The 22,470-nt window shown below is 50.6% G+C and carries 21 protein-coding genes; 19 read left to right on the forward strand and 2 right to left on the reverse strand.

Features of this window, described 5'->3' with window-relative positions:
* The first annotated feature begins 5 nt into the window (after window positions 1-5).
* Both RAHAQ2_RS17395 and RAHAQ2_RS17400 read left to right on the forward strand, forming a co-directional pair.
* A complete protein-coding gene (locus tag RAHAQ2_RS17395) occupies window positions 6-608 on the forward strand; it encodes a fimbrial-like protein (RefSeq protein WP_015698479.1) in 603 nt (200 codons plus the stop codon).
* Complete coding sequence (locus tag RAHAQ2_RS17400) at window positions 601-1,710, forward strand: fimbrial protein (protein ID WP_015698480.1); 1,110 nt, start codon at window positions 601-603, stop codon at window positions 1,708-1,710. The genes RAHAQ2_RS17395 and RAHAQ2_RS17400 overlap by 8 nt, the downstream gene beginning before the upstream one ends.
* 68 nt (window positions 1,711-1,778) lie before the next feature.
* Here the strand turns inward: RAHAQ2_RS17400 and speA are convergent, their stop codons facing one another.
* The gene (gene speA / locus RAHAQ2_RS17405; RefSeq protein WP_015698481.1) at window positions 1,779-3,761 is read right to left on the reverse strand and encodes a biosynthetic arginine decarboxylase; all 1,983 of its coding nucleotides are present in this window, start codon (window positions 3,759-3,761) and stop codon (window positions 1,779-1,781) included.
* 880 nt (window positions 3,762-4,641) lie between these two features.
* On the opposite strand from speA, the gene metK reads away from it, so the two are divergent.
* The 15 genes from metK to ruvX all read left to right on the forward strand — a co-directional run bounded on the left by metK (window position 4,642) and on the right by ruvX (window position 19,801).
* Window positions 4,642-5,793 carry a methionine adenosyltransferase gene (metK, locus tag RAHAQ2_RS17410; protein ID WP_015698482.1) on the forward strand — a complete coding sequence of 384 codons (1,152 nt, stop codon included), beginning with the start codon at window positions 4,642-4,644 and terminating at the stop codon, window positions 5,791-5,793.
* 496 nt (window positions 5,794-6,289) lie between these two features.
* On the forward strand, window positions 6,290-7,039 hold the full coding sequence (locus RAHAQ2_RS17415) for a fimbria/pilus periplasmic chaperone (RefSeq protein WP_238532039.1): 750 nt from the start codon (window positions 6,290-6,292) through the stop codon (window positions 7,037-7,039).
* An 84-nt stretch (window positions 7,040-7,123) separates the two neighbouring features.
* Entirely contained in the window at window positions 7,124-7,627 is a 504-nt protein-coding gene (locus RAHAQ2_RS17420) for a fimbrial protein (protein WP_015698484.1), read from the forward strand.
* A gap of 89 nt (window positions 7,628-7,716) precedes the next feature.
* Window positions 7,717-10,410, forward strand: coding sequence for a TcfC E-set like domain-containing protein (locus tag RAHAQ2_RS17425; protein ID WP_015698485.1), 2,694 nt, complete (start codon window positions 7,717-7,719; stop codon window positions 10,408-10,410).
* A complete protein-coding gene (locus tag RAHAQ2_RS17430) occupies window positions 10,407-11,561 on the forward strand; it encodes a CfaE/CblD family pilus tip adhesin (RefSeq protein WP_015698486.1) in 1,155 nt (384 codons plus the stop codon). The genes RAHAQ2_RS17425 and RAHAQ2_RS17430 overlap by 4 nt, the downstream gene beginning before the upstream one ends.
* 15 nt (window positions 11,562-11,576) lie before the next feature.
* Window positions 11,577-11,702 carry a peptidase associated/transthyretin-like domain-containing protein gene (locus RAHAQ2_RS25720; protein WP_158309246.1) on the forward strand — a complete coding sequence of 42 codons (126 nt, stop codon included), beginning with the start codon at window positions 11,577-11,579 and terminating at the stop codon, window positions 11,700-11,702.
* A 182-nt stretch (window positions 11,703-11,884) separates the two neighbouring features.
* Window positions 11,885-12,985, forward strand: coding sequence for a CfaE/CblD family pilus tip adhesin (locus RAHAQ2_RS17435; RefSeq protein ID WP_015698487.1), 1,101 nt, complete (start codon window positions 11,885-11,887; stop codon window positions 12,983-12,985).
* 55 nt (window positions 12,986-13,040) lie between these two features.
* Complete coding sequence (locus RAHAQ2_RS17440) at window positions 13,041-13,790, forward strand: fimbria/pilus periplasmic chaperone (RefSeq protein WP_015698488.1); 750 nt, start codon at window positions 13,041-13,043, stop codon at window positions 13,788-13,790.
* A 309-nt stretch (window positions 13,791-14,099) separates the two neighbouring features.
* Window positions 14,100-15,494: a sugar porter family MFS transporter gene (locus RAHAQ2_RS17445; protein ID WP_015698489.1), complete on the forward strand. Its 1,395-nt coding sequence runs from the start codon at window positions 14,100-14,102 to the stop codon at window positions 15,492-15,494.
* Between the two features lie 76 nt (window positions 15,495-15,570).
* A complete protein-coding gene (locus RAHAQ2_RS17450; RefSeq protein WP_037040232.1) occupies window positions 15,571-16,092 on the forward strand; it encodes a SprT family zinc-dependent metalloprotease in 522 nt (173 codons plus the stop codon).
* 93 nt (window positions 16,093-16,185) lie between these two features.
* Complete coding sequence (gene endA, locus RAHAQ2_RS17455; RefSeq protein WP_015698491.1) at window positions 16,186-16,899, forward strand: deoxyribonuclease I; 714 nt, start codon at window positions 16,186-16,188, stop codon at window positions 16,897-16,899.
* Window positions 16,900-16,986: 87 nt separating this feature from the next.
* A complete protein-coding gene (rsmE, locus tag RAHAQ2_RS17460) occupies window positions 16,987-17,718 on the forward strand; it encodes a 16S rRNA (uracil(1498)-N(3))-methyltransferase (protein WP_015698492.1) in 732 nt (243 codons plus the stop codon).
* Between the two features lie 11 nt (window positions 17,719-17,729).
* On the forward strand, window positions 17,730-18,680 hold the full coding sequence (gene gshB / locus RAHAQ2_RS17465) for a glutathione synthase (RefSeq protein ID WP_015698493.1): 951 nt from the start codon (window positions 17,730-17,732) through the stop codon (window positions 18,678-18,680).
* Window positions 18,681-18,809: 129 nt separating this feature from the next.
* Window positions 18,810-19,373, forward strand: a complete 564-nt coding sequence (locus RAHAQ2_RS17470) for a YqgE/AlgH family protein (protein WP_015698494.1) — start codon at window positions 18,810-18,812, stop codon at window positions 19,371-19,373.
* The gene (gene ruvX / locus RAHAQ2_RS17475; protein WP_015698495.1) at window positions 19,373-19,801 is read left to right on the forward strand and encodes a Holliday junction resolvase RuvX; all 429 of its coding nucleotides are present in this window, start codon (window positions 19,373-19,375) and stop codon (window positions 19,799-19,801) included. Before RAHAQ2_RS17470 ends, ruvX begins: the two co-directional genes overlap by 1 nt.
* On the opposite strand, the gene RAHAQ2_RS17480 is transcribed toward ruvX, so the two are convergent.
* Window positions 19,792-20,814 (reverse strand): type IV pilus twitching motility protein PilT, encoded by a 1,023-nt coding sequence (locus RAHAQ2_RS17480; protein ID WP_015698496.1) that lies wholly within the window; start codon window positions 20,812-20,814, stop codon window positions 19,792-19,794. The genes ruvX and RAHAQ2_RS17480 overlap by 10 nt on opposite strands.
* A gap of 22 nt (window positions 20,815-20,836) precedes the next feature.
* Between RAHAQ2_RS17480 and RAHAQ2_RS17485 the strand changes: the two genes are divergently transcribed.
* Complete coding sequence (locus RAHAQ2_RS17485) at window positions 20,837-21,556, forward strand: YggS family pyridoxal phosphate-dependent enzyme (RefSeq protein ID WP_015698497.1); 720 nt, start codon at window positions 20,837-20,839, stop codon at window positions 21,554-21,556.
* Window positions 21,557-21,628: 72 nt separating this feature from the next.
* Entirely contained in the window at window positions 21,629-22,450 is an 822-nt protein-coding gene (gene proC / locus RAHAQ2_RS17490; protein ID WP_015698498.1) for a pyrroline-5-carboxylate reductase, read from the forward strand.
* Window positions 22,451-22,470: the final 20 nt, after the last annotated feature.

Consider the following 22,470-nt stretch of genomic DNA (forward strand, 5'->3'; position numbering starts at 1 on the left):
GGATTATGTTTTACAATCTGTGGAAGAAAAATAGAACCTTATCGCTGATTTTGTTTTTCTTTACATCCTGCTTTCCTTTTGTGAGCCATGCAGAAGGTGATTTAAATATGAATATTCAGGCAAATATTCTTGAAACAACCTGCAAACTCACATTACGAAATGGGGGATCGGTCCATTTACCGACTGTTAGCGTGGCTTATTTTTCTGATCGCGGTTCTCCGCCTGCACCGATATTACCCACCGACCAACTGGGCGGTTACCCGTTTACTGTAAGCCTTAGCGAATGTACGAATGAAGTAGATAATATTCACTTCAGTTTTGCACCTCAGTCGGGAAATTTTGCGCCTACATCTAAGCAGGTTTTTATCAGTGAAACGAGCGAAATGCCGGGTGGAGCAAATAATGTGGGCGTTGTGATATTTTCAAAAAAATACAATACCAATGTCTTAGAACCTGACGGAACTTCTGATGTCAATTTTCCGGTGGATGCTTCAACGTTCTCTTCGGGCATGACAGACTTTAACTTTTACGTTCGTTATCAGAATACCGGAATGGTGACAGCAGGTAAGGTCACTTCGAAGGTTCTGGTGAGTGTCAATTATGAATAATGTTATTTTAGCAACACCTCTTAATATATCGAGATCACAGAACAGGAAGGGAACAGCCCTGAATATTCTGTTAGCATTGCTCATTATTTTTTGTTTCAAAAATGCACATGCAGCCAGGGAATGCTATTTTTCCAATGCGCCCTTCACAACCACATTAACTCTAAGCGGGCCTGAGATTGATTTGCATCCTCATGTAAGCAGTACAACAATGCTTACGAATAACGACTTAAAAGCAACGTCAAGCTGGGGGATTCACTCTGATTGCAGGACCGGGAATGATGGCGAAAACTTATATGGGAAGACAGGTGGCATTGCTCAAGCAGGTTCTATTGATAAAAATACGGGGTACTCTGCAGTATTATACGCCACTAACATTCCCGGAATTCTCTATTCAGTTGAGTTAAGAAGGGAAACCAATGCGTCTGTGGCTGCATATATTCCCATCAATACAGAGATGATCACTCTGTACAACATGCATGATGACGAAAGCATAGTTGAGGACAGAAATTGGGGGTTTTATATTGATCTTTACCAAACCTCTCAATTCGTTGGTATTCCAAAAGGTGTATCGGCTATTCACCCGTTAACCCAGAGTAATGTCGGGGCATTCAGATTAGGTGGGGCTGATACAAATAACGGTGTGATTTCAGTCAATATAGGTGATTTTTCGTTTCCTGTTAAAGCACCCACCTGTACCTCACTCGTCAGCAGTGCTGGCAACATTCCATTAGGGGATTACACCGCGGCAAAGATCAGAGCAGGTTCTACAAGTGTTGTGAATTTTACCCTTAATGCATCTGGCTGCACCAATGTCAGTATGTTTAAAACCAGAATGACCACGGTCAATGTCGCGCCAGGGAACAGCGCATTATTGGGGAATTCTGCTACATCAAATGCTGCGACAGGTGTCGGGGTAAAGATTACAACCGCTGCTGGTGGTCAGTTAATACCTAACGATACCAATTCAATAAATTCTGTAAGTGATACCAATATCCCTGCATCTAAACAATTGCAATTCAGCGCCCAGTTGGTAGCAGATTCAAAAACCATTTCGGTAGGGAGTTTTTCGGCTAAAGGCACTTTTGTTGTCAATTACGAATAAAAAAATGGCGAAGGAATAAAACCTTCGCCAAATATTTTTACTGATTCAGCCGGAACGAACCTGCTGAATTACTCATCTTCTTCCAGATACGTATAACCGTATAAACCGGCTTCAAACTCTTCTACAAACTGTGCCTGCAGTTCTGCATCCAGATCGGTTTCTTTTACCTGATCGCGGAAACGGGAAAGCAATACGTTAGGATCCAGTTGCACGTATTCCAGCATATCAGCAACAGTATCGCCTTCGTCGGACTGCTGCACTTCAATGCTGCCGTCAGGGAAGACAAATACATCTACCGCCGCAGTATCGCCGAACAGGTTGTGCATATTGCCGAGAATTTCCTGGTACGCGCCGACCATAAAGAAGCCCAGCACTGGCGGATTCTCAGGATCGTACGGTGGCATTGGCATGGTAGTGGCTACACCGTCACCGTCGATGTAGTGATCGATAGTGCCGTCGGAATCACAGGTGATATCCAGCAGCACCGCACGGCCTACCGGTGGTTTATCCAGGCCTTCGAGCGGCAGAACCGGGAACAGCTGATCGATACCCCATGCATCCGGCATTGACTGGAACAGAGAGAAGTTGACGTACAGTTTGTCCGCCATACGCTCCTGTAATTCGTCAATGATCGGACGGTGCGCGCGGTTGCTCGGATCCAGCTGATCCTGAATTTTGTTGCAGATATTCAGGTAGATGTCTTCCGCCCAGGCGCGCTGTGTCAGATCCAGGATCCCGTGCGCATACTGCGAGTGGACATCGTGCAAATCCATCTGGCTGTCGTGCAGCCATTCGCGCAGTGAGCGGCGGTTTTCCGGATCGTGCATTTCGTTCCAGGTATCCCACATGCTGCCCAGCGCACGCGGTGCATCATTTTCAGGGGCGACAGGCTCTTTGAATTCGTTGCGTTCAACGCCAATCACGTTTGATACCAGCACAGTATGATGCGCGGTCACGGCGCGGCCAGATTCGGTGATCACCGTCGGGTGCGGCAGGCCGTGCTCGTTACAGGCATCACCGATCCCCCAAATCACGTTATTGGCGTATTCATTCAGACCATAGTTCACCGAGCAATCAGACTGTGAACGGGTCCCTTCGTAATCCACGCCCAAACCGCCGCCGACGTCGAAGCACTGAATGTTGACGCCCAGCTTATGCAGCTCGACATAGAAACGCGCGGATTCACGCACACCAGTCGAAATGTCGCGAATATTCGCCAGCTGAGAACCCAGGTGAAAGTGCAGCAGTTGCAGGCTTTCCAGACGCCCGGCTTCACGCAGCATTTCCACCAGTTGAAGAACCTGAGATGCCGCCAGGCCGAATTTGGATTTCTCGCCGCCGCTGGACTGCCATTTACCCGACCCCTGCGAAGATAAGCGCGCACGCACGCCCAGACGCGGGATCACGTTCAGACGTTCGGCTTCTTCCAGCACCAGTTTAATCTCAGTCATCTTTTCGATAACCAGATAGACCTTGTGACCGAGTTTCTCACCGATCAGTGCCAGACGGATGTATTCACGGTCTTTATAACCGTTACAGACGATCACGGAACGGGTCATCCCGGCATGCGCCAGAACGGCCATCAGCTCAGCTTTTGAGCCAGCTTCCAGCCCCAGCGGTTCACCGGATTCCACCAGCGATTCAATCACGCGGCGATGCTGGTTGACTTTAATCGGGTATACCAGGAAGTAGTCACCCTCGTAGCCGAAAGATTCACGCGCACGTTTAAACGCGGCGTTAATCGAACGCAGGCGGTGCTGCAAAATTTGGGGGAAACAGAACAATGCTGGCAGACGCTGACCGTCCTGCTCGCGCATGTCTTTGACCAGTTGTGCCAGATCGACACGGGCAGAAGGTACGTCGGGATCCGGGCAAACACTGATGTGGCCCAGTTCATTGACGTCATAATAATTGTTACCCCAATAGGCAACGTTGTAAGTGCGCAGCATCTTGCTGGCATCACGATCGTTCACGGCAACCTCCTGCATGGAGCGCAAAGAAACAGTATCGCCCGAATGTGACGGACGGTGGGACTGGATGTCATCAGACATAGGTAAATCCTCTTTCTATACTGACAACATGGCCAGCCACTATCGCAGTAACAACAGGTGAGAACAACCCGCAAGGCTGGCTTTCAGACAGGATAAAACCCTGCGTGCCACAGCTATGGGGCTGTTTTCCACTCATATCATTGTAAAACACGTTTTTAGACTCCGTGTAACGAGTCGGGAGAAATCAGGGGTGAATGCCCCAGGAGATTACAGGCTACATCAGTTATATGTCGGGAGTGCGATGTTCACGCAGACCAGAGGTTACTGAGTAGCGTACCGGTGTCGGCGACTGACCTGTCTATAGCCAGGCTGTCTGTAACATCGCAGAGATGACAGACGCTTTTCTAAATGAGGGTCTGAGAGAAGTGCTGCAGTGCGCAATGAAGGCTGCAGGGGATGCAGTTGAAATGTTACAAGCGGTAAAAAGTGGGTCATTAAACTAACCACCTCCACACGTGCCACGCATCACCCGCGGGCATTCTAGCTGAAAACGCAGTAATTACTGGAATACGCTGCTTCTGCAGAGCCTGCAGAAATGTGCATAGCGCGCGCCGTTTATACCGGCAACCCGCTGTAATTGCAAAATGAAAATGCAGTGTAAATAGTTTCAGACCGTGAATATCACTGCAAACCCGCACAATAACACTCACTCTGTCACAAAAATGACTGGCATTCAGAACGCCTGCTATCCTAAAATAGCCGTCCAGATGTTAATCCGTCCACACGCATGGGTGGTTTAACGCGCAAACTGCTTCAAGGCTTTGCCTAATGGGGACATGCAGGACGCATTGCGACAATGGCGAGCTTCGCTCCTCATCTGCCAGTCTCCCCAGTGCTATGCAGTGATATCTAACCCGTCGTATGTAAGGTAAAGAACATAATGGCTAAACACCTCTTCACGTCCGAATCCGTTTCGGAAGGACATCCAGATAAAATCGCTGACCAGATTTCTGATGCGGTACTTGACGCGATTTTAGAGCAAGACCCAAAAGCACGTGTTGCATGTGAAACTTATGTCAAAACCGGCATGGTCCTGGTTGGCGGTGAAATCACCACCAGCGCATGGGTCGACGTTGAAGAAATCACGCGTCAGACTGTTCGCGAAATTGGCTACATCCATTCTGACATGGGTTTCGATGCCAACTCCTGTGCAGTGCTGAGCGCTATCGGCAAGCAATCACCGGATATCAACCAGGGCGTTGACCGTACTGACCCGCTGGAACAAGGTGCGGGCGATCAGGGCCTGATGTTTGGTTATGCGACCAACGAAACCAGCGTACTGATGCCAGCACCTATTACTTATGCACACCGTCTGGTGCAGCGTCAGGCTGAAGTGCGTAAATCAGGCACCCTGCCATGGCTGCGTCCTGATGCAAAAAGCCAGGTCACTTTCCAGTATGACGAAGGCAAAATCGTCGGTATTGATGCAGTCGTGCTGTCTACTCAGCACGCAGAAGACATCGCGCTGAAAGATTTGCAGGAAGCAGTGATGGAAGAAATCATCAAACCTGTGCTGCCCGCAGAATGGCTGAACGCCGGTACCAAGTACCACATCAACCCGACGGGCCGTTTCGTTATCGGCGGCCCGATGGGTGACTGCGGCCTGACTGGTCGTAAAATTATCGTGGATACCTACGGCGGCATGGCCCGTCACGGTGGCGGTGCGTTCTCAGGTAAAGATCCGTCGAAAGTTGACCGTTCTGCGGCCTACGCTGCACGTTATGTGGCAAAAAACATCGTAGCAGCGGGTCTGGCCGATCGTTGTGAAATTCAGGTGTCTTACGCGATTGGCGTGGCAGAACCGACGTCCATCATGGTGGAAACCTTCGGTACCGGTAAAGTATCCAACGAACAGCTGACCCTGCTGGTGCGTGAGTTCTTCGACCTGCGTCCATACGGTCTGATTCAGATGATGGATCTGTTGCACCCTATCTATAAGGAAACCGCAGCCTACGGTCACTTTGGTCGTGAACACTTCCCTTGGGAAAAAACCGACAAAGCCGCTCAGTTGCGCGAGGCAGCAGGCTTATAACTCCTTCGCACGTCCTGTCGTCTCTCAAACCCCGTCCTTTGGCGGGGTTTTTTACTGCCTGTATCTCCTTTCCTCCCTGCTCTTTCCTCTTTTTATAAGAACCTCCCTCATTCACTTAAAGAATATAAAAAACACATCATTGATTTTTAAGATATTTTATATCCATTCATTTAATTTCATTATTCTTAATTACTCATTCATTAAATACACACAACCAGAAAACCCACTGCTTTTATTTAACAATGCCGAATATAAAAAAACTGATAATGATAAAAAATCCTTTGCTATCATAATAATAAAAAAACCACCAAATGTTACTTAATTGTTTTGTTTTATATTAGCCAAACAAATAACACAAATAGCTCATTTCCATGCCATTGACCTGAACATTCATTGAATCTATTATTCACCCCATCGAAAGCATCCAAACAAATAAATACTCAAATGGAATTAACGAAATCTCTTTAAGGATAGTGACCCATTAAATATTGAGAAAATGACAATGCCATTAACTAACTTGAAATCATGGACAATGATTTTAGCAGCCGCCCCATTAATTTTATCAGCATCATCATTTGCAGGAATAAGCGTCTACCCTATTTCTGTCCCGATGCAAAAAAGCGGCGGCGCACAAATTAGCGTGACAACAAACTCTGCCACCACGGAATATGTGAAGACCACAGTAAAGAAGATTAACAACCCTGGCACCGCGCAGGAAAATGAAACCACAATAAGCCAGTCATCGGGAAATGGTATTGTCGTTACCCCGGAGAAATTCGGACTGGCACCCGGCACCACCCGTATTATACGCCTGATTAATATTCAGCAACCGCAAACCGAAGAGGCGTACCGCGTTTATTTTGAAGGTGTTCCGGGGGTGAATAATAGTAACGACAAAAACGAACAAAAAAGTCCGGCTAAACTCGGCATCAGCATGATTTGGGGCGTACTGGTTAACGTACCGCCTGCCACGCCAAGGCTGGACTTCACGCTGGACCCGGCGAGCCGCGTGGTCAGCAATACCGGTAATATTCATCTGAAGATTGAGAGTATTGGTTTATGTCCTCAGCAACTCACTGATGAGGGCTGTAAATGGAGCAAACCGGTTAAAAACAGCATTTACCCTAATCAGCACGCCACATTAGATCCTGCCCTATTTAAAGGAAATAATTATCGCGTGGTGAAAGTAAAATATTCCAACTGGGCCGAAAAAACCGTTGGTGTAAAAGAATTCGGTGCAAAATAGATCTCACTATTTTATACAGAAAATAAAACCCTCTTGTTATAAAACCCGCATATCAATATGCATCTTATTAATTAGGAATTAAAAATGAAATCAATTATCAAACCATTACTCGTAACTGCAATCATGGGCTTCGCTATCAATGCTTCTGCAGTGCAGAAAGATATTACTGTAACTGCAAACGTGGATGCCACGCTGGATATGACCACTGACACGGGTGATGTATTACCGTCCACCATGGAAATGCGATATATGCCAGGCGTGGGTCTGGAACCTGTTACTCAATCCACGAAAATCTACTCAAACGATGCGACAAAAGACGTGAACATCAACCTGGCCGGTACTCCGCAATTAATGGATACCGTTGGCGTCAACCCGAATATCCCACTGAGCGTGAAATACGGTGACCTGACCCTGACTCAGGCTCAGCAAACCATGAGTGCAACCACGCTGTTCCCGAACGGTGACACCACTAACGGTTCCATCATTCAGCCTCTGATGGTCAGCCAGGCTACTCAGGCACCGGTGGCTTCCGGTAACTACAGCGGTGTAGTCAGCGTTGTGCTGACTCAGGCAACTACAACGCCATAAGCGTTCACCTCACCAGAGTCACTCCTCATCGGCCTGTTAATCGGGCCGATTCTTTTCCACTGCTCAGATTTTTGAATAAAGGAAAAATAATGAAACCCAATCTGAAAGTGTCACTCTGCTTTCTGGCAATTCATTTTGCTTTATTCAGCAATCTTGCTTTAGCAGCAGACTCCGGCGTACCGCCTGGTTTTGAAGAACTGGTTTCCGGTCAGAACATCTGGCTGAACCTCAATTTGCTGGGCCAGTCGGCTGGCTTATTTGAAGCGAATGTCACACTGGAAACCGTCCAGTTCAAAGACCCACAGGCGGTCATGACGGCATTAAACCTGCCACTGAAAGCCGGTACGCCGGATTATCAGAAAATGCTGGCGACATTGTCCGCGCCGCTTTCACGACACGGCAACCTGGCCTGCGGCAGCAATGCTAATGCCAAAGGATGCGGCTATCTGGAAACAGATTCCCTGGCGCTGATTTATGATGAAAATAACAGCGCGGCTGACGTTTTTGTCAGTAAGAAGCTGGTACCGGATGCCGGTAAAAAGGCTCTCTATTACACGCCAACTACGCAGACGGAAAATGCCCTGATTCATCAACAGACACTGAACGTGGCGGCGCAGGATGAATACCAGAGCCTGTCCTTACAGGGCTCCGGCGCGCTCGGCGTGCTGACCAACGGCTATGTGGGTTTTGACTGGTCGCTCAATTCGTACAAAAGCGACGACAGCGAAAGCCAGACGGTGTCTGTGGATGACCTGTATTTCCGCCAGAGCTTAGGCAAACGCCATTACGTACAGGCCGGACGGATGGATTCACGCGATCTCTCCAGCAATCTCGGCGGGAATATCAGCTTCTCGCTGCTCCCGCTGAATGCAATTGACGGTATCCGTGCAGGCAGTTCACTGAGCTACCTGAATCTCGAAGAGGCCAGCAAAGGTTCGCCGCTGGTGGTGCTGCTTTCCAGTAAATCCCGTGTGGATGCCTATCGCGGCAATCAGTTACTGGGCACGTTCTACCTGAATAACGGCTCAAATACGCTGGATACCGGCAACTTCCCGAGTGGCAGTTATGCCGTCACCCTGCGAATTTATGAGAATAACCAGCTCGTGCGCACCGAGACTCAGCCGTTTACCAAAACCGGCGGGATCGGCGACGGACATATGCAATGGTTTATCCAGGCCGGTGAAACGGCAGATAACAAGGTCGTCAGCTCAACCGATGATGAAGACAGTAACAGCACGTCACGCAAACCGGTGGTGCAGGCCGGTGCCCGTCTTCCGGTATTTGCCGAGCTGACGGCCACCGCGGGTGTTGCCAATACCGATAATGAAAACTATGGCGAAGCGGGTTTGCAATGGACGCACGGGTTTACCGGCAAAGTGATCGATGGCGTGCTGGATATGCAGGCCAATGTCTTTAGCGGTACCGACGGTTCCAAAGGTAACGTTGAGCAAATCAGTTACAACGACGGCTTTTCCATGAGCATTTACCGCAATGCCGCGTACGGCAAAAGCTGTACCAGCGCAGATGCCGGCCAGTATGATTACGCCGATATCGGTTGTTACGAATCAGTAAGCGGTACACTTTCCGTGCCGGTCAAAGGCTGGTCGGCATCGCTGGGCTACACTTACAATAAGAACACCAGCCTGTCGCCAGACTATTCGTCGTACGATCCTTCAAAGCCTTTTGAAGACAACATGATCAACAACACCGAATCGCAGAGTACGTCCAAGACTTTACAGCTGAGCCTGAATAAAAGTTTCAACTGGAAGCAGATGACGATTACCACGCGATTTGGCGGATACCGCCGTCAAAGCAGCAGCGCCAGTGATAATGACAAAGGTATCTACATGGGCTTCTCTCTGTCACGCAGCACACCAAAAAATTCCCAGCTTCGCAGCAGCAACTCCTCATTCAGTACCGATTATCAGGGCAGCCAGAACGGCGACGCACAGATGACCTACAATGCCAGCCAGAACTGGGACTGGGGCAGCAATAACGACCGCGAACTGGGTATTGATGTGGGTGGCACGGATACCGACAACGCTAACGCTTCAGTTCACGGTCGTCTTAATGGCCAGTATGGCGAAGGCGAACTGACCATTTCCGACAGTTATGACAACGAGCAAAAAACCCATCAGGGTGCGGTCACTGGCAGCTACAGTTCTTCCGTAGCCGTCTCCAAATCCGGCTTCTTCTGGGGGCCGGGCGGTACAGGTTCGCCGGGGGCAGCGGTGGCGGTCAAAGTCAAAGGCAAAGATGAAGATGCGGATGCCGCTGATGATGCACTGGTTGACGTTTCCGTTCAGGGTGGCGGTGCCACCAAAATGAAGCAAAACAGCAAAGCATTATTCCCGGTGACCGGTTTTGAAGAAGGCAAGGTGTCCGTCGATGAAAGCCGTGACGTCAGTAACGGCAGTCAGGCCAGCATTACGCAGGGCGCAGGCAGCCAGAAATTGTTCCTGTTGCCGGGGAAAATGAAAGTGCGCGAAGTGACAATGGAATCGCATTACACCTACGTCGGCCAGCTGGTCACGGCGACAGGTGAACCGATTAATCAAGGCAGTATGCTCAATGCCAGCGCGTTCAGCCCTTCAGAAGATGGCGGATTTACCGCAGAAATGACCTCGCTGGCGAAAAGTTTGTATGTTCAGAATGGCGATAAGAATTATCAATGCACGGTGACCGTACAGTCGAGCCGTGATGTGGTGCGTTATGTGGGCAAAACATTGTGTAAAACCATTACGCAAGGCGAATTACCCACAAATATCAGGAAAACAAAATGAAACTGAGCGCTTATTTAACCGCATTCTTGTTGCTGATCGGAGCACAAGGGCTGATAACTTCACAAGCCTATGCTACACGGGTTGAACCCACTGGGCGTGACACCCCCGTTACGTCAACATTTGATAAATCCAGCCCGCCCTCACAAATTGATATTTGGAAAGATGAAAGCGGGGGTTACGACAATTCAAACGATCCGCTCTGGGGCAGAAATACTTGGACTTGTTTATCATCCTCAAACCCTGTGAATGGTCAATGCAGCACCTCGGTGACCGGTGTAAAAAACGGAAGCACTACTATTCCAATTATTTTTACAGAAAAAAGAAGTCACATCACTCAGGTCATTAATCTCACCGGTTACCATGAAATCTATACCACTACAGGTACAGGCTGTGGTAACCCCATCAACTCCAAGGAGGGTGGCCCCTACCTGGTTAATGCTGGTATGCAGAGGAATTGCGAGGATGGTAATGCTAATGATGACTCCAGACTGACTGTCTATGTGAATAGTCAGGAGCTTCAGAAACTACCCACAGGTGGGATCTGGGAAGCCAATCTAAAAATGAATCTAATGCAATGGGATCCCCGAATCAAACTTGCAGACTGGAACGCCCATATCACCCTCAATGTCACCGACAATAATAACCAGCAAATCTATTTACCTGAATTTGGTCAGGCCGCCCCGCGTGTTGATCTTAACTTGCGCCCGCTGCCGGGCACCGGGGGGAATCAGGCGCAGATGACTGGCAGGGCAAATATTGATATGTGTTTGTATGATGGTTATGGATCTAACAGCTCCAGTTTCACGCTAAAATTTGAAGACCAGCCTCAGGGATCATCCAGCCCTAGCTCGGGTAATTTTTTCATTTATACTGACCACGGCGATGTTAATCAGAGTTCGGGCTGGATTGAATATTTTGTGCAAATGGTGCTACCGGACGGTAACAAAATGAGCATTATGCGTGGCCACGATATTGTGATCCCTGATATCCAGAACGCACACGTAAGGCCGGTACATCTCCCGGGGATCCCGCAAGCCGTCTTATGCGTGCCAATGCCAATTGAGCTCGACACGAAAGCCATTGATATCAACAGCAAACAAGCAGGGCATTATACCGGGCACCTGATAGTGACATTTACTTCACAGCTTTAAGTGCGCGAAGTGACAATGGAATCCCATTACACCTACGTCGGCCAGCTGGTCACGGCGACAGGTGAACCGATTAATCAAGGCAGTATGCTCAATGCCAGCGCGTTCAGCCTTCAGAAGATGGCGGATTTACCGCAGAAATGACCTCGCTGGCGAAAAGTTTGTAAATGGCGATAAGAATTATCAATGCACAGTGACAGTACAGTCGAACCGTGATGTGGTGCGCTATGTGGGTAAAACACGGTGTGACATCATCCGTAAAGCTGAATTGCCTGAAGTACTCCTCAAACAAGAAAGTACGCGAGTTCTGACATCTGGAGAATAATATGAAAAAAATTCATAGCTATATTGCAACAGTTGCAGTTCTGCTCGCCTCTGCCTTTTTTAGCACTACGACCTGCGCCAAGCCTCCTGCGGGAAGAGATACGACGGCGGAATTCACTTTTGATAAAACAGCACCAAAAGATTCCTATATCTGGAATAGAGAAAGTGGCGGTGACGATCCGTCCGATTTTAAAAATAACTGGGTATGCTTATCAAGTACATCCCCGGATAACGGACAATGTGCAACACAGACAATACAAGAGGGAGCACCCGGTTCGTCGCAAGGCAATAAATCATCAATACCTTTACTTTTCAGAGAAAAAAAGAGCGGAGCAACAACGATAATTAATCTGACCGCGTATCGAAATGTTGGCGGATATGGCCCCTGGGTAATTAATGCCGCGGCACATGCCAGTAGTGGTAATAATGGTGCTGATGCGACTTTTTATGTTCCTAAACAGGAGATTGCAAAATTCCCATTCGGTGGTAACTGGCAAGCTGAGCTAAAAGTCAGCCTGATAGATCATTATGCCGGTGATGTTAAAGCTGCTGACTGGGTTGCTCATATTTCGTTAAAAATTACCGACAATAATAACCAGCAAATCTATTTACCTGAATTTGGTCAGGCCGCCCCACGCGTAGATCTCAACATGCGCCCGCTGCCCGGCACGGGAGGGAATCAGGCGCAGATGACTGGCAGGGCAAATATTGATATGTGTTTGTATGATGGTTATGGATCTAACAGCTCCAGTTTCACGCTAAAATTTGAAGACCAGCCTCAGGGATCATCCAGCCCTAGCTCGGGTAATTTTTTCATTTATACTGACCACGGCGATGTTAATCAGAGTTCGGGCTGGATTGAATATTTTGTGCAAATGGTGCTACCGGACGGTAACAAAATGAGCATTATGCGTGGCCACGATATTGTGATCCCTGATATCCAGAACGCACACGTACGGCCGGTACATCTCCCGGGGATCCCGCAAGCCGTCTTATGTGTGCCAATGCCAATTGAACTCAACACGAAAGCCATTGATATCAACAGTAAACAAGCCGGGCATTACACCGGGCATTTAATTGTGACGTTTACGTCGCAGCTTTAAGCTGCATGACCGGACTTACCCTTATTCATAGCCCCTGTTGAACTGAAGGAACCTTATGTGTGAGTCACAAAGCAAGAGTCTGGCCTGCGGCCTGAAAATTCTCCCGTTGCTGGCGCTGGCCATTCCCGCACTCTGTTTCGCCAATATCACGGTTTCACCGATGAAGGTAATGCTTAACGATCAGCATGCCGCCAATCTGGTGATCAGTTCTAAAAGTGAAACCACCCAGTATATTCAGGGAAAAATCACCGAGGTTCATCATCCCGGCACACCTGAAGAAAATGAAACGCCTGCGCCGCAAGGCGCGCAAAACAGTCTGGTCGTATCACCGCTAAAATTTGCCTTACCCGCCGGTAACAACCAGCCGGTAAGAATCATCGGTCTCGGCGACAGCAACGAAGAAAAAATCTATCGTGTCCATTTTCAGTCGATGACACCGGAAGAATTTAAAAACACTGGCAGTAACAAAAACATCACCAGCGATCTGAGTCTGATTATCGTATGGGGTGTGGTGGTCATGGTGCCGCCCGCAAAACAGTTCGCAAAACTGGGGTGGGATGCATCGCTTCAGAAAATCACTAACACTGGCAATGTTCACCTTTTGGTAAACCGCATTGGCCTGTGTACCAGCGATAAACCTGAGGCGAAATGTCAGTGGAAAGTGCTCAGAAAAAACGTCTATCCGGGCAAACCTTTCTCACCCGAACTCTCTCTTCCCGCTTCAGTTTCTTCCGAAAGTGTAAGAATCGACTATTTCAACGATTACACTCAAAAGCAGGAAGTGGAGAATTTCCCTGTCAGATGACAGTACTAATGAAAACGTTTACAGATAATAACTTGTTATAATTTAATTAGTTATTTGTATGTGTAAAAGTTTGAAACACTGTATTGATTGATATAAATCAATTTCTGAGCTATTACTCTCAGGCACCTCCCCTTCCTGTTACGCTATCTGTTTGAAACCCTTCAAAAACAAGACACCCGGCCACACCTATTAGTGTAAACGATTACAACACTGTGACCGGGTTCACGTTATGCTGTGTGCAGGGTTAATAACATAACAGCCTAAGCATTATTACAAACTTAATAACGATTGCATTATTTTGGAGACCGGATGAATAACTCAACATCGACGAAAGGAAAGCGCTCGAACAAAAGCGTCACTTTCTTTGTCTGTTTTCTCGCTGCACTTGCCGGACTGCTGTTCGGCTTAGATATCGGCGTCATCGCTGGTGCCCTGCCTTTTATCAGCCATGATTTTCAGATAACCAACCACCAACAGGAATGGGTTGTCAGTTCCATGATGTTTGGTGCCGCTGTCGGTGCTGTCGGCAGTGGCTGGCTGAACTTCCGTCTTGGACGTAAATTCAGCCTGATGATTGGTGCAATTCTGTTTGTGGTCGGCTCCCTGTGCTCAGCCTTTGCGCCTAATGCCGAAATCCTGATTGTCGCCCGCGTTCTGCTGGGTCTGGCGGTCGGTATTGCCTCTTACACTGCACCGATTTATCTGTCCGAAATCGCACCGGAGAAAATCCGCGGCAGTATGATTTCCATGTACCAGTTGATGATCACCATCGGTATTCTGGCGGCGTACCTGTCTGATACCGCGTTCAGCTACACCGGGGCATGGCGCTGGATGCTGGGCATCATCACCATTCCGGCATTGCTGTTGCTGGTTGGCGTCTTCTTCCTGCCGGACAGCCCGCGCTGGCTGGCCGCGCGTGGCGATGACGGTAAAGCGCGCCGCGTACTGGAAAAACTGCGTGATTCCAGCGAGCAGGCAAAACGCGAGCTGGATGAAATCCGTGAAAGTCTGAAAGTCAAACAGAGCGGCTGGGGCTTGTTCACCAACAACAAGAACTTCCGTCGTGCGGTTTACCTCGGCATTCTGTTGCAGGTGATGCAGCAGTTCACCGGGATGAACGTGATCATGTATTACGCACCGAAAATCTTCGGCATTGCCGGGTTTGCCAGCACATCACAACAGATGTGGGGTACGGTGATTGTCGGTCTGGTTAACGTTCTGGCGACCTTCATCGCCATCGGTCTGGTTGACCGCTGGGGCCGCAAACCGACGCTGAAACTGGGTTTCCTGGTGATGGCGGTCGGTATGGGCGTGCTGGGTACCATGCTGCATATCGGTGTTGAATCCGATGCGGCGAAATACTTCTCCATCGCTATGCTGCTGATGTTTATCGTCGGTTTTGCCATGAGTGCCGGTCCGCTGATCTGGGTACTGTGTTCTGAAATTCAGCCGCTGAAAGGCCGCGATTTTGGTATCACTGTGTCCACGGCGACCAACTGGATCGCCAACATGATTGTCGGCGCGACCTTCCTGACCATGCTCGACAGCCTCGGCAACGCCAATACCTTCTGGGTGTATGCCGCGCTGAACGTGGTCTTCATCTTCATCACCATTGCGCTGATCCCAGAGACCAAAAACGTCTCTCTGGAACACATCGAACGCAACCTGATGAAAGGCGAAGCACTGCGCGACATCGGTAAGTAAGCCCGCCGTTCCTCCCCTGCAAAGGGGAGGAAATTCCATATTGCATCTCTCCCCTGCCAGATTTATCCTTCGCCAGATGAAAACCTCACGTCTCCCCATTGCCCTGCAACAAGCCGTTATGCGCTGCCTGCGGGAAAAACTCCTGATGGCAAATCAGTTTTTTGGCACCGATTACACGGAGCCGGAAATCAGCTACCAGCAACGCGGCACCAGCGCGGGAAGCGCGTACCTGCAACACTGGCAAATCCGGCTTAATCCGGTGCTGCTGATGGAAAATCAACAACCTTTTATTGATGAAGTGGTGCCGCACGAACTGGCCCATTTACTGGTCTACCGCCGCTTTGGCCGCGCACCTGCGCCGCACGGTAAGGAATGGCGCTGGATGATGGAACATGTGCTGGGTGTGTCAGCAAGCAGAACACACAAGTTCGAAGTGGCCTCCGTGCAAAGTAAAACCTATCCCTATTTATGCGCCTGCCGCGACCATCAGCTGACCGTGCGACGCCACAATAAGGTGATGCGCAAGGAGTCGGAATACCGCTGCCGCCATTGCGGCGAACTGTTACGCTTTAACGCTAACGGCACCCCTAATTGCTGATTTTTCAAGCACTCATTAGCAGCAAAGTCCCATTGTCATGACACCTTTCATCCGTTACCCTTTCGGCCTTTTAGTCTCGGGGCTTTCAGAAACATGTTTCGTAAAACGTTCTTATCTTTTCTGTTTATCGGTGCGCTGGTACCGCTGAGCGCCTTCAGCCAGTCTGGCAATACCATCAATAATTTCAGTCAGGCCAAAGCCGCCGCTGTTAAAATCAATCAGGGTGCGCCAACATTTTATTGCGGCTGCAACATCCGCTGGCAGGGGAAAAAAGGCACGCCGGATCTGCAATCCTGCGGCTACGCGGTACGGAAAAGCGAACTACGCGCCAGCCGGATCGAATGGGAACATGTGGTTCCTGCGTGGCAGTTTGGCCACCAGATGCAATGCTGGCAGGATGGCGGGCGCAAAAATTGTGCGAAAAATGCCGACTATCGCCAGGTAGAAACCGATTTGCATAACCTTGAACCGGCAATCGGCGAAGTGAACGGCGATCGCAACAACTTTATGTACAGCCAGTGGAATGGCGGCGAAGGCCAGTATGGCCGTTGCGAAATGAAAATCGACTTCAAAGCCAAAGCCGCTGAGCCGCCTGCCCGCGCCCGTGGTGCCATTGCGCGCACTTACTTCTACATGCGTGACCAGTACAAACTGAATTTATCCCGCCAGCAGACACAGTTGTTTACCGCATGGGATCGCCAGTATCCGGTGACCGCATGGGAATGTGAACGCGACAACCGTATTGCCAGGGTGCAGGGGAATCATAACCCGTACGTTCAGCAGGCTTGCGCGCAAAGAAAAAGCTAACCTACTATAGAGCACAATAGTCAGCGACAGGGCGGGCAACAGTTGCCAAAATAGCCCACTTCAACCGTTTAAGGACAGCAGCCTCACATGCGCATTCCCCGCATTTATCATCCCGAACCCCTGACCGCCCGCAGCGAAATCGCGCTGAGCGAAGATGCTGCGAACCATGTCGGACGCGTTTTGCGTATGCAGCCCGGTCAGACGATCCAGTTGTTTGACGGCAGCAATCAGGTTTTCGACGCCAGCATCACGCAGGTTGATAAGAAAAGCGTGCGTGTCAGCCTGAACGAGGGCGTGCTGGCGGATAACGAATCTCCGCTGAATCTGCATCTCGGCCAGGTGATATCCCGTGGCGAGAAGATGGAATTCACCATTCAGAAATCCATCGAACTGGGCGTGAATACCATCACCCCGCTGTTTTCAGAACGTTGTGGCGTGAAGCTGGACGGCGAACGTCTGGAGAAGAAATTGCAGCAGTGGCAGAAAATCGCCATTGCCGCCTGTGAACAGTGTGGCCGTAACCGTATCCCGGACATTCGCCCGGCGATGCAGCTTGAAGCCTGGTGTAACGAGCAGGACGACAGCCTGAAGCTGAATCTGCATCCGCGCGCCAGCCACAGTATTAATACCCTGCCGTTGCCGGTGAGCCATGTTCGCCTGCTGATCGGCCCGGAAGGCGGTTTATCCGCTGATGAAATTGCAATGACCTCCGGCTACGGATTTACTGATATCCTGCTGGGCCCCCGTGTTCTGCGTACAGAAACCACAGCGCTCACCGCGATAACGGCCTTACAGGTCCGTTTCGGCGATCTGGGTTAAGAGGAAACCAAATGATCAAGCTTGGCATCGTGATGGATCCGATCTCTTCCATCAACATCAAAAAAGACACCAGTTTCGCTATGTTGCTGGAAGCGCAGAGTCGCGGTTATGAACTGCATTACATGGAAATGAACTCCCTGTATCTGCGTGGCGGCGAAGGCCGTGCGACCACCAAAAAACTCAGCGTGAAGCAGGATTACGATGGCTGGTATGAGTTTGGCACAGAGCAGGATATCGCCCTGCAGGAACTGGACGTGATCCTGATGCGTAAGGATCCGCCGTTTGATACCGAATTTATTTATGCCACTTACATCCTCGAACGTGCCGAAGAAAAAGGCACGCTGATCGTCAATAAACCGCAGAGCCTGCGCGACTGTAACGAGAAACTGTTCACCGCCTGGTTCCCTGAACTGACGCCGGATACCCTGGTGACCCGCAATGCCGCGCAGTTGAAAGCGTTCCATAAAGAACACACTGACGTGATCCTCAAGCCACTCGACGGCATGGGCGGCGCGTCCATTTTCCGTCTGAAACCTGAAGACGCCAACGTCTCCGTCGTTATCGAAACCCTGACTGAACACGGCAGCCGTTTCTGCATGGCGCAAAACTACCTGCCAGCCATCAAAGACGGTGACAAACGTGTTCTGGTGGTCGACGGCGAACCGGTACCGTATTGTCTGGCGCGTATTCCGGCACAAGGTGAAACCCGTGGTAATCTGGCGGCCGGCGGCCGGGGTGAAGCACGTCCGCTGAGCGAAAGCGACTGGGCGATTGCCCGTACCGTGGCACCAGTCCTTAAACAGAAAGGCTTGATTTTTGTCGGTCTGGATATCATCGGCGATCGCCTGACGGAAATTAACGTCACCAGCCCGACCTGTGCGCGTGAAATCGAAGCCGCATTCCCGATTTCCATCACCGGCATGCTGATGGATGCCATCGAGAAACGTCTGGCTGCACGATAAGCACAGATAAAAAACCGATAAACGGGTTGTTCAGCATTGCTGGATAACCCGCTTTTTTTGGCAAGCCTGACGTAATAAACTGGCCTGCCTGCACCACTTTATATTCTGAGGTTAAACATCCTGCATACCATGAATCTACAACATCACTTTCTTATTGCGATGCCTGGCCTGGATGAACCCCAGTTCAAACGTTCGGTCGTGTATATCTGCGAGCACAATGAAGACGGCGCCATGGGTCTGGTGATTAATAAACTGGTCGACGATTTCACCGTAGAAAGCGTACTCGACAAGCTGGACATCACCCCTGAACCACGTGACCTGAGCATTCGTCTTGATCGCCCGGTGTTTTCAGGCGGCCCGCTGGCTGACGATCGTGGTTTTATTTTGCATACGCCACGCGAAGGTTTTGGCTCCAGCATCCGTATCTCCGACTGCACGATGATCACCACCTCCAAAGACGTGCTGGAAACATTGGGCACGCCCGATCAGCCGAAAGATGTGCTGGTGGCGCTGGGTTATGCCGCATGGGAACAGGGCCAGTTGGAAAAAGAGTTGCTGGAGAACTCGTGGCTGACCATTGAAGCTAACAGCGATATTTTGTTCCGCACCCCGATTGCTGACCGCTGGCGCGAAGCGGCGAAAATGATCGGCGTTGACGTCGGCCAACTCGCCACCCATGCAGGGCACGCATAATGGCAAACCGCACGGTTTTTGCTTTCGACTTCGGCACCAAAAGTATCGGCCTGGCTATTGGTCAGGAAGTCACCGGAACAGCGCGTCCGCTGACCGCGTTTAAAGCGCAGGACGGCACCCCGGACTGGCAGAAAATTGAAAAATTGCTCAAAGAATGGCTGCCGGATCTGGTGGTTGTCGGTTTGCCGCTGAACATGGATGGCACCGAACAACCCCTGACCGCCCGTGCACGCAAATTTGCCAACCGTCTGCATGGCCGTTTTGGCGTGCAGGTTGAACTGCACGACGAACGTCTGAGCACCGTTGAAGCCCGCGCTGATTTGTTCGATCGCGGCGGTTTCCGGGCGCTGGATAAAGGCAGCGTGGATGCGGCTTCCGCCGTCATTATTCTGGAAAGCTGGTTCGAGAAACAGTGGAGTCAGTCCTGATCTTCGGCCAGTAATCCTGCACGTTGCCGCTGCTGACGGCTTTGTGCAAACGTCTGCATGCCGGCCTGCGCGCCGGTTTGCAGGATATCCATCAACTGATGAGTTTTCCCCTCCCGGATTAAATTGCACACCGCCGGTGTTGAAGTCAGCACTTCAAACAGCGCTACCCTTCCCGTTCTTCTGCCGTCCTTTTCTTCAGCCACCGCCAGTTTTTGCGCAATCACCGCCCGCAGGCTGCCCGCCAGTTGTGCACGGACAAACGCTTTTTCTTCGGCCGGAAACACGTCAACCAGCCGGTCAATCGCCTGTGTGGCGTTGCGCGTATGCAGTGTTGCAAGAACCAGATGTCCGGTTTCTGCTGCCGTCAGCGCCAGCCGGATACTTTCAGTATCGCGTAACTCACCAAGCAGCAAGACATCCGGATCTTCGCGCAAGGCACCGCGCACGGCTTCGCTAAATGAACGCGTATGCAGCCCGAGTTCACGCTGCTGAATCAGGCATTGTCTGCCGGTGTGGATAAGCTCGATGGGGTCTTCCAGCGTAATAATATGGCGCTTCGCATGGCGGTTGAGATGATCGATCAGCGCGGCAAGCGTGGTGGATTTCCCGCTGCCCGTCGCGCCGGTGACCAGGATCAGGCCGTCTTCCTGCATAATGACGTGCTGCAAGATATCCGGCGCCAGCAAAGCAGCCAGCTCAGGACAACGGGCAGGCACCGGCCTCAGCGCCGCAGAAAGCCCGTGCAGTTGCTGAAAGATGTTGAGCCGCATCCGCACGCCATCGCCCAGTATCAGCGCTTTATCCACCTGCCCCGCCTGTTGTAAAGCGTGCTGCTCAGTGGCATCCAGCCACTCACGGGTCAGCACCAGCATCTGCGAGGCATCCACCACCGGCAGATCTTCACAGCGGCATAATTCTCCGTCAATGCGCAACACAGGCGGATAGCCGGTACAAAGGTGCAGATCAGAGGCATTTTGCTTTACACTACGTCCCACTAATCCATCAATGTCCATGTTGAAATCCTCCTGAGTCCCTATGAGCCTTAGTCAGCAAAACGCTATTGAGCAGAACTTACAGAATGTCCGCGAGAAAATCGCAGCCGCTGCACACCTTTGCGGCAGGCCTTCAGAAGAAATTACCTTGCTTGCAGTGAGCAAAACAAAACCTGCGAGCGCTGTCGAAGAAGCCATTGCCGCCGGGCAGTTTGCGTTCGGCGAAAACTATGTGCAGGAAGGCGTTGATAAGATTGCCCACTTTGCCGGCCATCAGCCCGCGCTGACCTGGCACTTTATCGGGCCGCTGCAGTCGAATAAAAGCCGACTGGTGGCGGAGAATTTCGACTGGTGTCATACCCTCGACCGCCTGAAAATCGCCCAGCGACTGAACGAACAACGTCCGGCCAGTTTACCGCCCTTGCAGGTGCTGATTCAGGTCAACATCAGCGATGAAGCCAGTAAATCCGGCATTGCGCTGCATGATATTGCAGAACTGGCCCGCCAGATTATGGCGATGCCCCACCTGACACTGCGCGGCCTGATGGCGATCCCGGCGGTGGAAACGGATTACGCGCGGCAGCTTGAGGTCTTCGGCAAGATGCGTGATGCGCTGAAAGATTTACAAAATATTTGTCCGCAGGCCGATACGCTGTCGATGGGTATGACCGATGATATGCCTGCTGCAATTGCGGCTGGCAGCACAATGGTTCGCATCGGGACCGCCATTTTCGGTGCCCGTGATTACAGCGTAAAACAGTAACCATTATTTTTGGGTTTACTGCTTTACTCTTGATAGGCTCAGTTCAGCCCCCATTAAAAGCAAGGAGCATGAATGCAACATCGCAAAATCAGTTTTATCGGCGCCGGTAATATGGCGGGCGCAATTATTTCCGGCCTGGTCGACAGCGGCTATCCGGCAAATCTCATCAGCGTTTGTGCCCCTTCCACCACGCATCGCGATGCGCTGGCTGAAAAATATGGCGTGCAAAGCAGCAGCGATAACAGCGGCTGTGCAAAAGAGGCGGATGTCGTTGTTTTGTCGGTAAAACCACAAATGATGGCCGATGTGTGTAAAGCACTGCAAAAAGACGTGGATTTTAGCGGCAAGCTGGTACTGTCGATTGCCGCAGGCGTCAGTGTGGCGCGTTTCTGTGAACTGCTGGGCGATAATCTGAACATCGTGCGTATTATGCCAAACACGCCATCCCTCGTCGGGAAAGGCATGAGCGGCCTGTACGCACCGGTTCAGGTTTCTCAGGCAGACCGTGATTACAGCGGCGAACTGATGACCGCCGTCGGCAAAATTTGCTGGGTCGATACCGAAGAAGGTATCAACCATGTGATCGCCGCCGCAGGCAGCGCACCGGCGTATTTCTTCCTGTTTATGGAAGCAATGCAGGCCGAAGCGCAGCGTCTGGGTTTCAGTGCAGAAACCGCGCGGATGCTGGTTGAACAAGCCGCCAGCGGTGCCAGTGCTTTAGTCGCCGCCAGCCCGGACACGCCATTGTCACAACTTCGTGAGAATGTGACGTCCAAAGGCGGTACGACGTTTGAAGCGCTGAAGGTTTTCACCGACCGTAAATTACCGGAGATTGTCTCCGGGGCCATGCAGGCCGCCATTACCCGCGCGCAGGAAATGGAAAAACTGTTCTAATTAAAATATTAAAGGTAACG

Origin of the sequence: Rahnella aquatilis CIP 78.65 = ATCC 33071 (assembly GCF_000241955.1) — a bacterium.
In the GTDB taxonomy this organism is placed as follows: Bacteria; Pseudomonadota; Gammaproteobacteria; order Enterobacterales; family Enterobacteriaceae; genus Rahnella; species Rahnella aquatilis.

Bases quoted from the DNA above. Each gene is read 5' to 3' on its own strand.
- RAHAQ2_RS17395 (WP_015698479.1), top strand. From the start codon at position 6: ATGTTTTACAATCTGTGGAAGAAAAATAGAACCTTATCGCTGATTTTG.
- RAHAQ2_RS17400 (WP_015698480.1), top strand. From the start codon at position 601: ATGAATAATGTTATTTTAGCAACACCTCTTAATATATCGAGATCACAG.
- speA (WP_015698481.1), bottom strand. From the start codon at position 3,761: ATGTCTGATGACATCCAGTCCCACCGTCCGTCACATTCGGGCGATACT.
- metK (WP_015698482.1), top strand. From the start codon at position 4,642: ATGGCTAAACACCTCTTCACGTCCGAATCCGTTTCGGAAGGACATCCA.
- RAHAQ2_RS17415 (WP_238532039.1), top strand. From the start codon at position 6,290: ATGACAATGCCATTAACTAACTTGAAATCATGGACAATGATTTTAGCA.
- RAHAQ2_RS17420 (WP_015698484.1), top strand. From the start codon at position 7,124: ATGAAATCAATTATCAAACCATTACTCGTAACTGCAATCATGGGCTTC.
- RAHAQ2_RS17425 (WP_015698485.1), top strand. From the start codon at position 7,717: ATGAAACCCAATCTGAAAGTGTCACTCTGCTTTCTGGCAATTCATTTT.
- RAHAQ2_RS17430 (WP_015698486.1), top strand. From the start codon at position 10,407: ATGAAACTGAGCGCTTATTTAACCGCATTCTTGTTGCTGATCGGAGCA.
- RAHAQ2_RS25720 (WP_158309246.1), top strand. From the start codon at position 11,577: ATGGAATCCCATTACACCTACGTCGGCCAGCTGGTCACGGCGACAGGT.
- RAHAQ2_RS17435 (WP_015698487.1), top strand. From the start codon at position 11,885: ATGAAAAAAATTCATAGCTATATTGCAACAGTTGCAGTTCTGCTCGCC.
- RAHAQ2_RS17440 (WP_015698488.1), top strand. From the start codon at position 13,041: ATGTGTGAGTCACAAAGCAAGAGTCTGGCCTGCGGCCTGAAAATTCTC.
- RAHAQ2_RS17445 (WP_015698489.1), top strand. From the start codon at position 14,100: ATGAATAACTCAACATCGACGAAAGGAAAGCGCTCGAACAAAAGCGTC.
- RAHAQ2_RS17450 (WP_037040232.1), top strand. From the start codon at position 15,571: ATGAAAACCTCACGTCTCCCCATTGCCCTGCAACAAGCCGTTATGCGC.
- endA (WP_015698491.1), top strand. From the start codon at position 16,186: ATGTTTCGTAAAACGTTCTTATCTTTTCTGTTTATCGGTGCGCTGGTA.
- rsmE (WP_015698492.1), top strand. From the start codon at position 16,987: ATGCGCATTCCCCGCATTTATCATCCCGAACCCCTGACCGCCCGCAGC.
- gshB (WP_015698493.1), top strand. From the start codon at position 17,730: ATGATCAAGCTTGGCATCGTGATGGATCCGATCTCTTCCATCAACATC.
- RAHAQ2_RS17470 (WP_015698494.1), top strand. From the start codon at position 18,810: ATGAATCTACAACATCACTTTCTTATTGCGATGCCTGGCCTGGATGAA.
- ruvX (WP_015698495.1), top strand. From the start codon at position 19,373: ATGGCAAACCGCACGGTTTTTGCTTTCGACTTCGGCACCAAAAGTATC.
- RAHAQ2_RS17480 (WP_015698496.1), bottom strand. From the start codon at position 20,814: ATGGACATTGATGGATTAGTGGGACGTAGTGTAAAGCAAAATGCCTCT.
- RAHAQ2_RS17485 (WP_015698497.1), top strand. From the start codon at position 20,837: ATGAGCCTTAGTCAGCAAAACGCTATTGAGCAGAACTTACAGAATGTC.
- proC (WP_015698498.1), top strand. From the start codon at position 21,629: ATGCAACATCGCAAAATCAGTTTTATCGGCGCCGGTAATATGGCGGGC.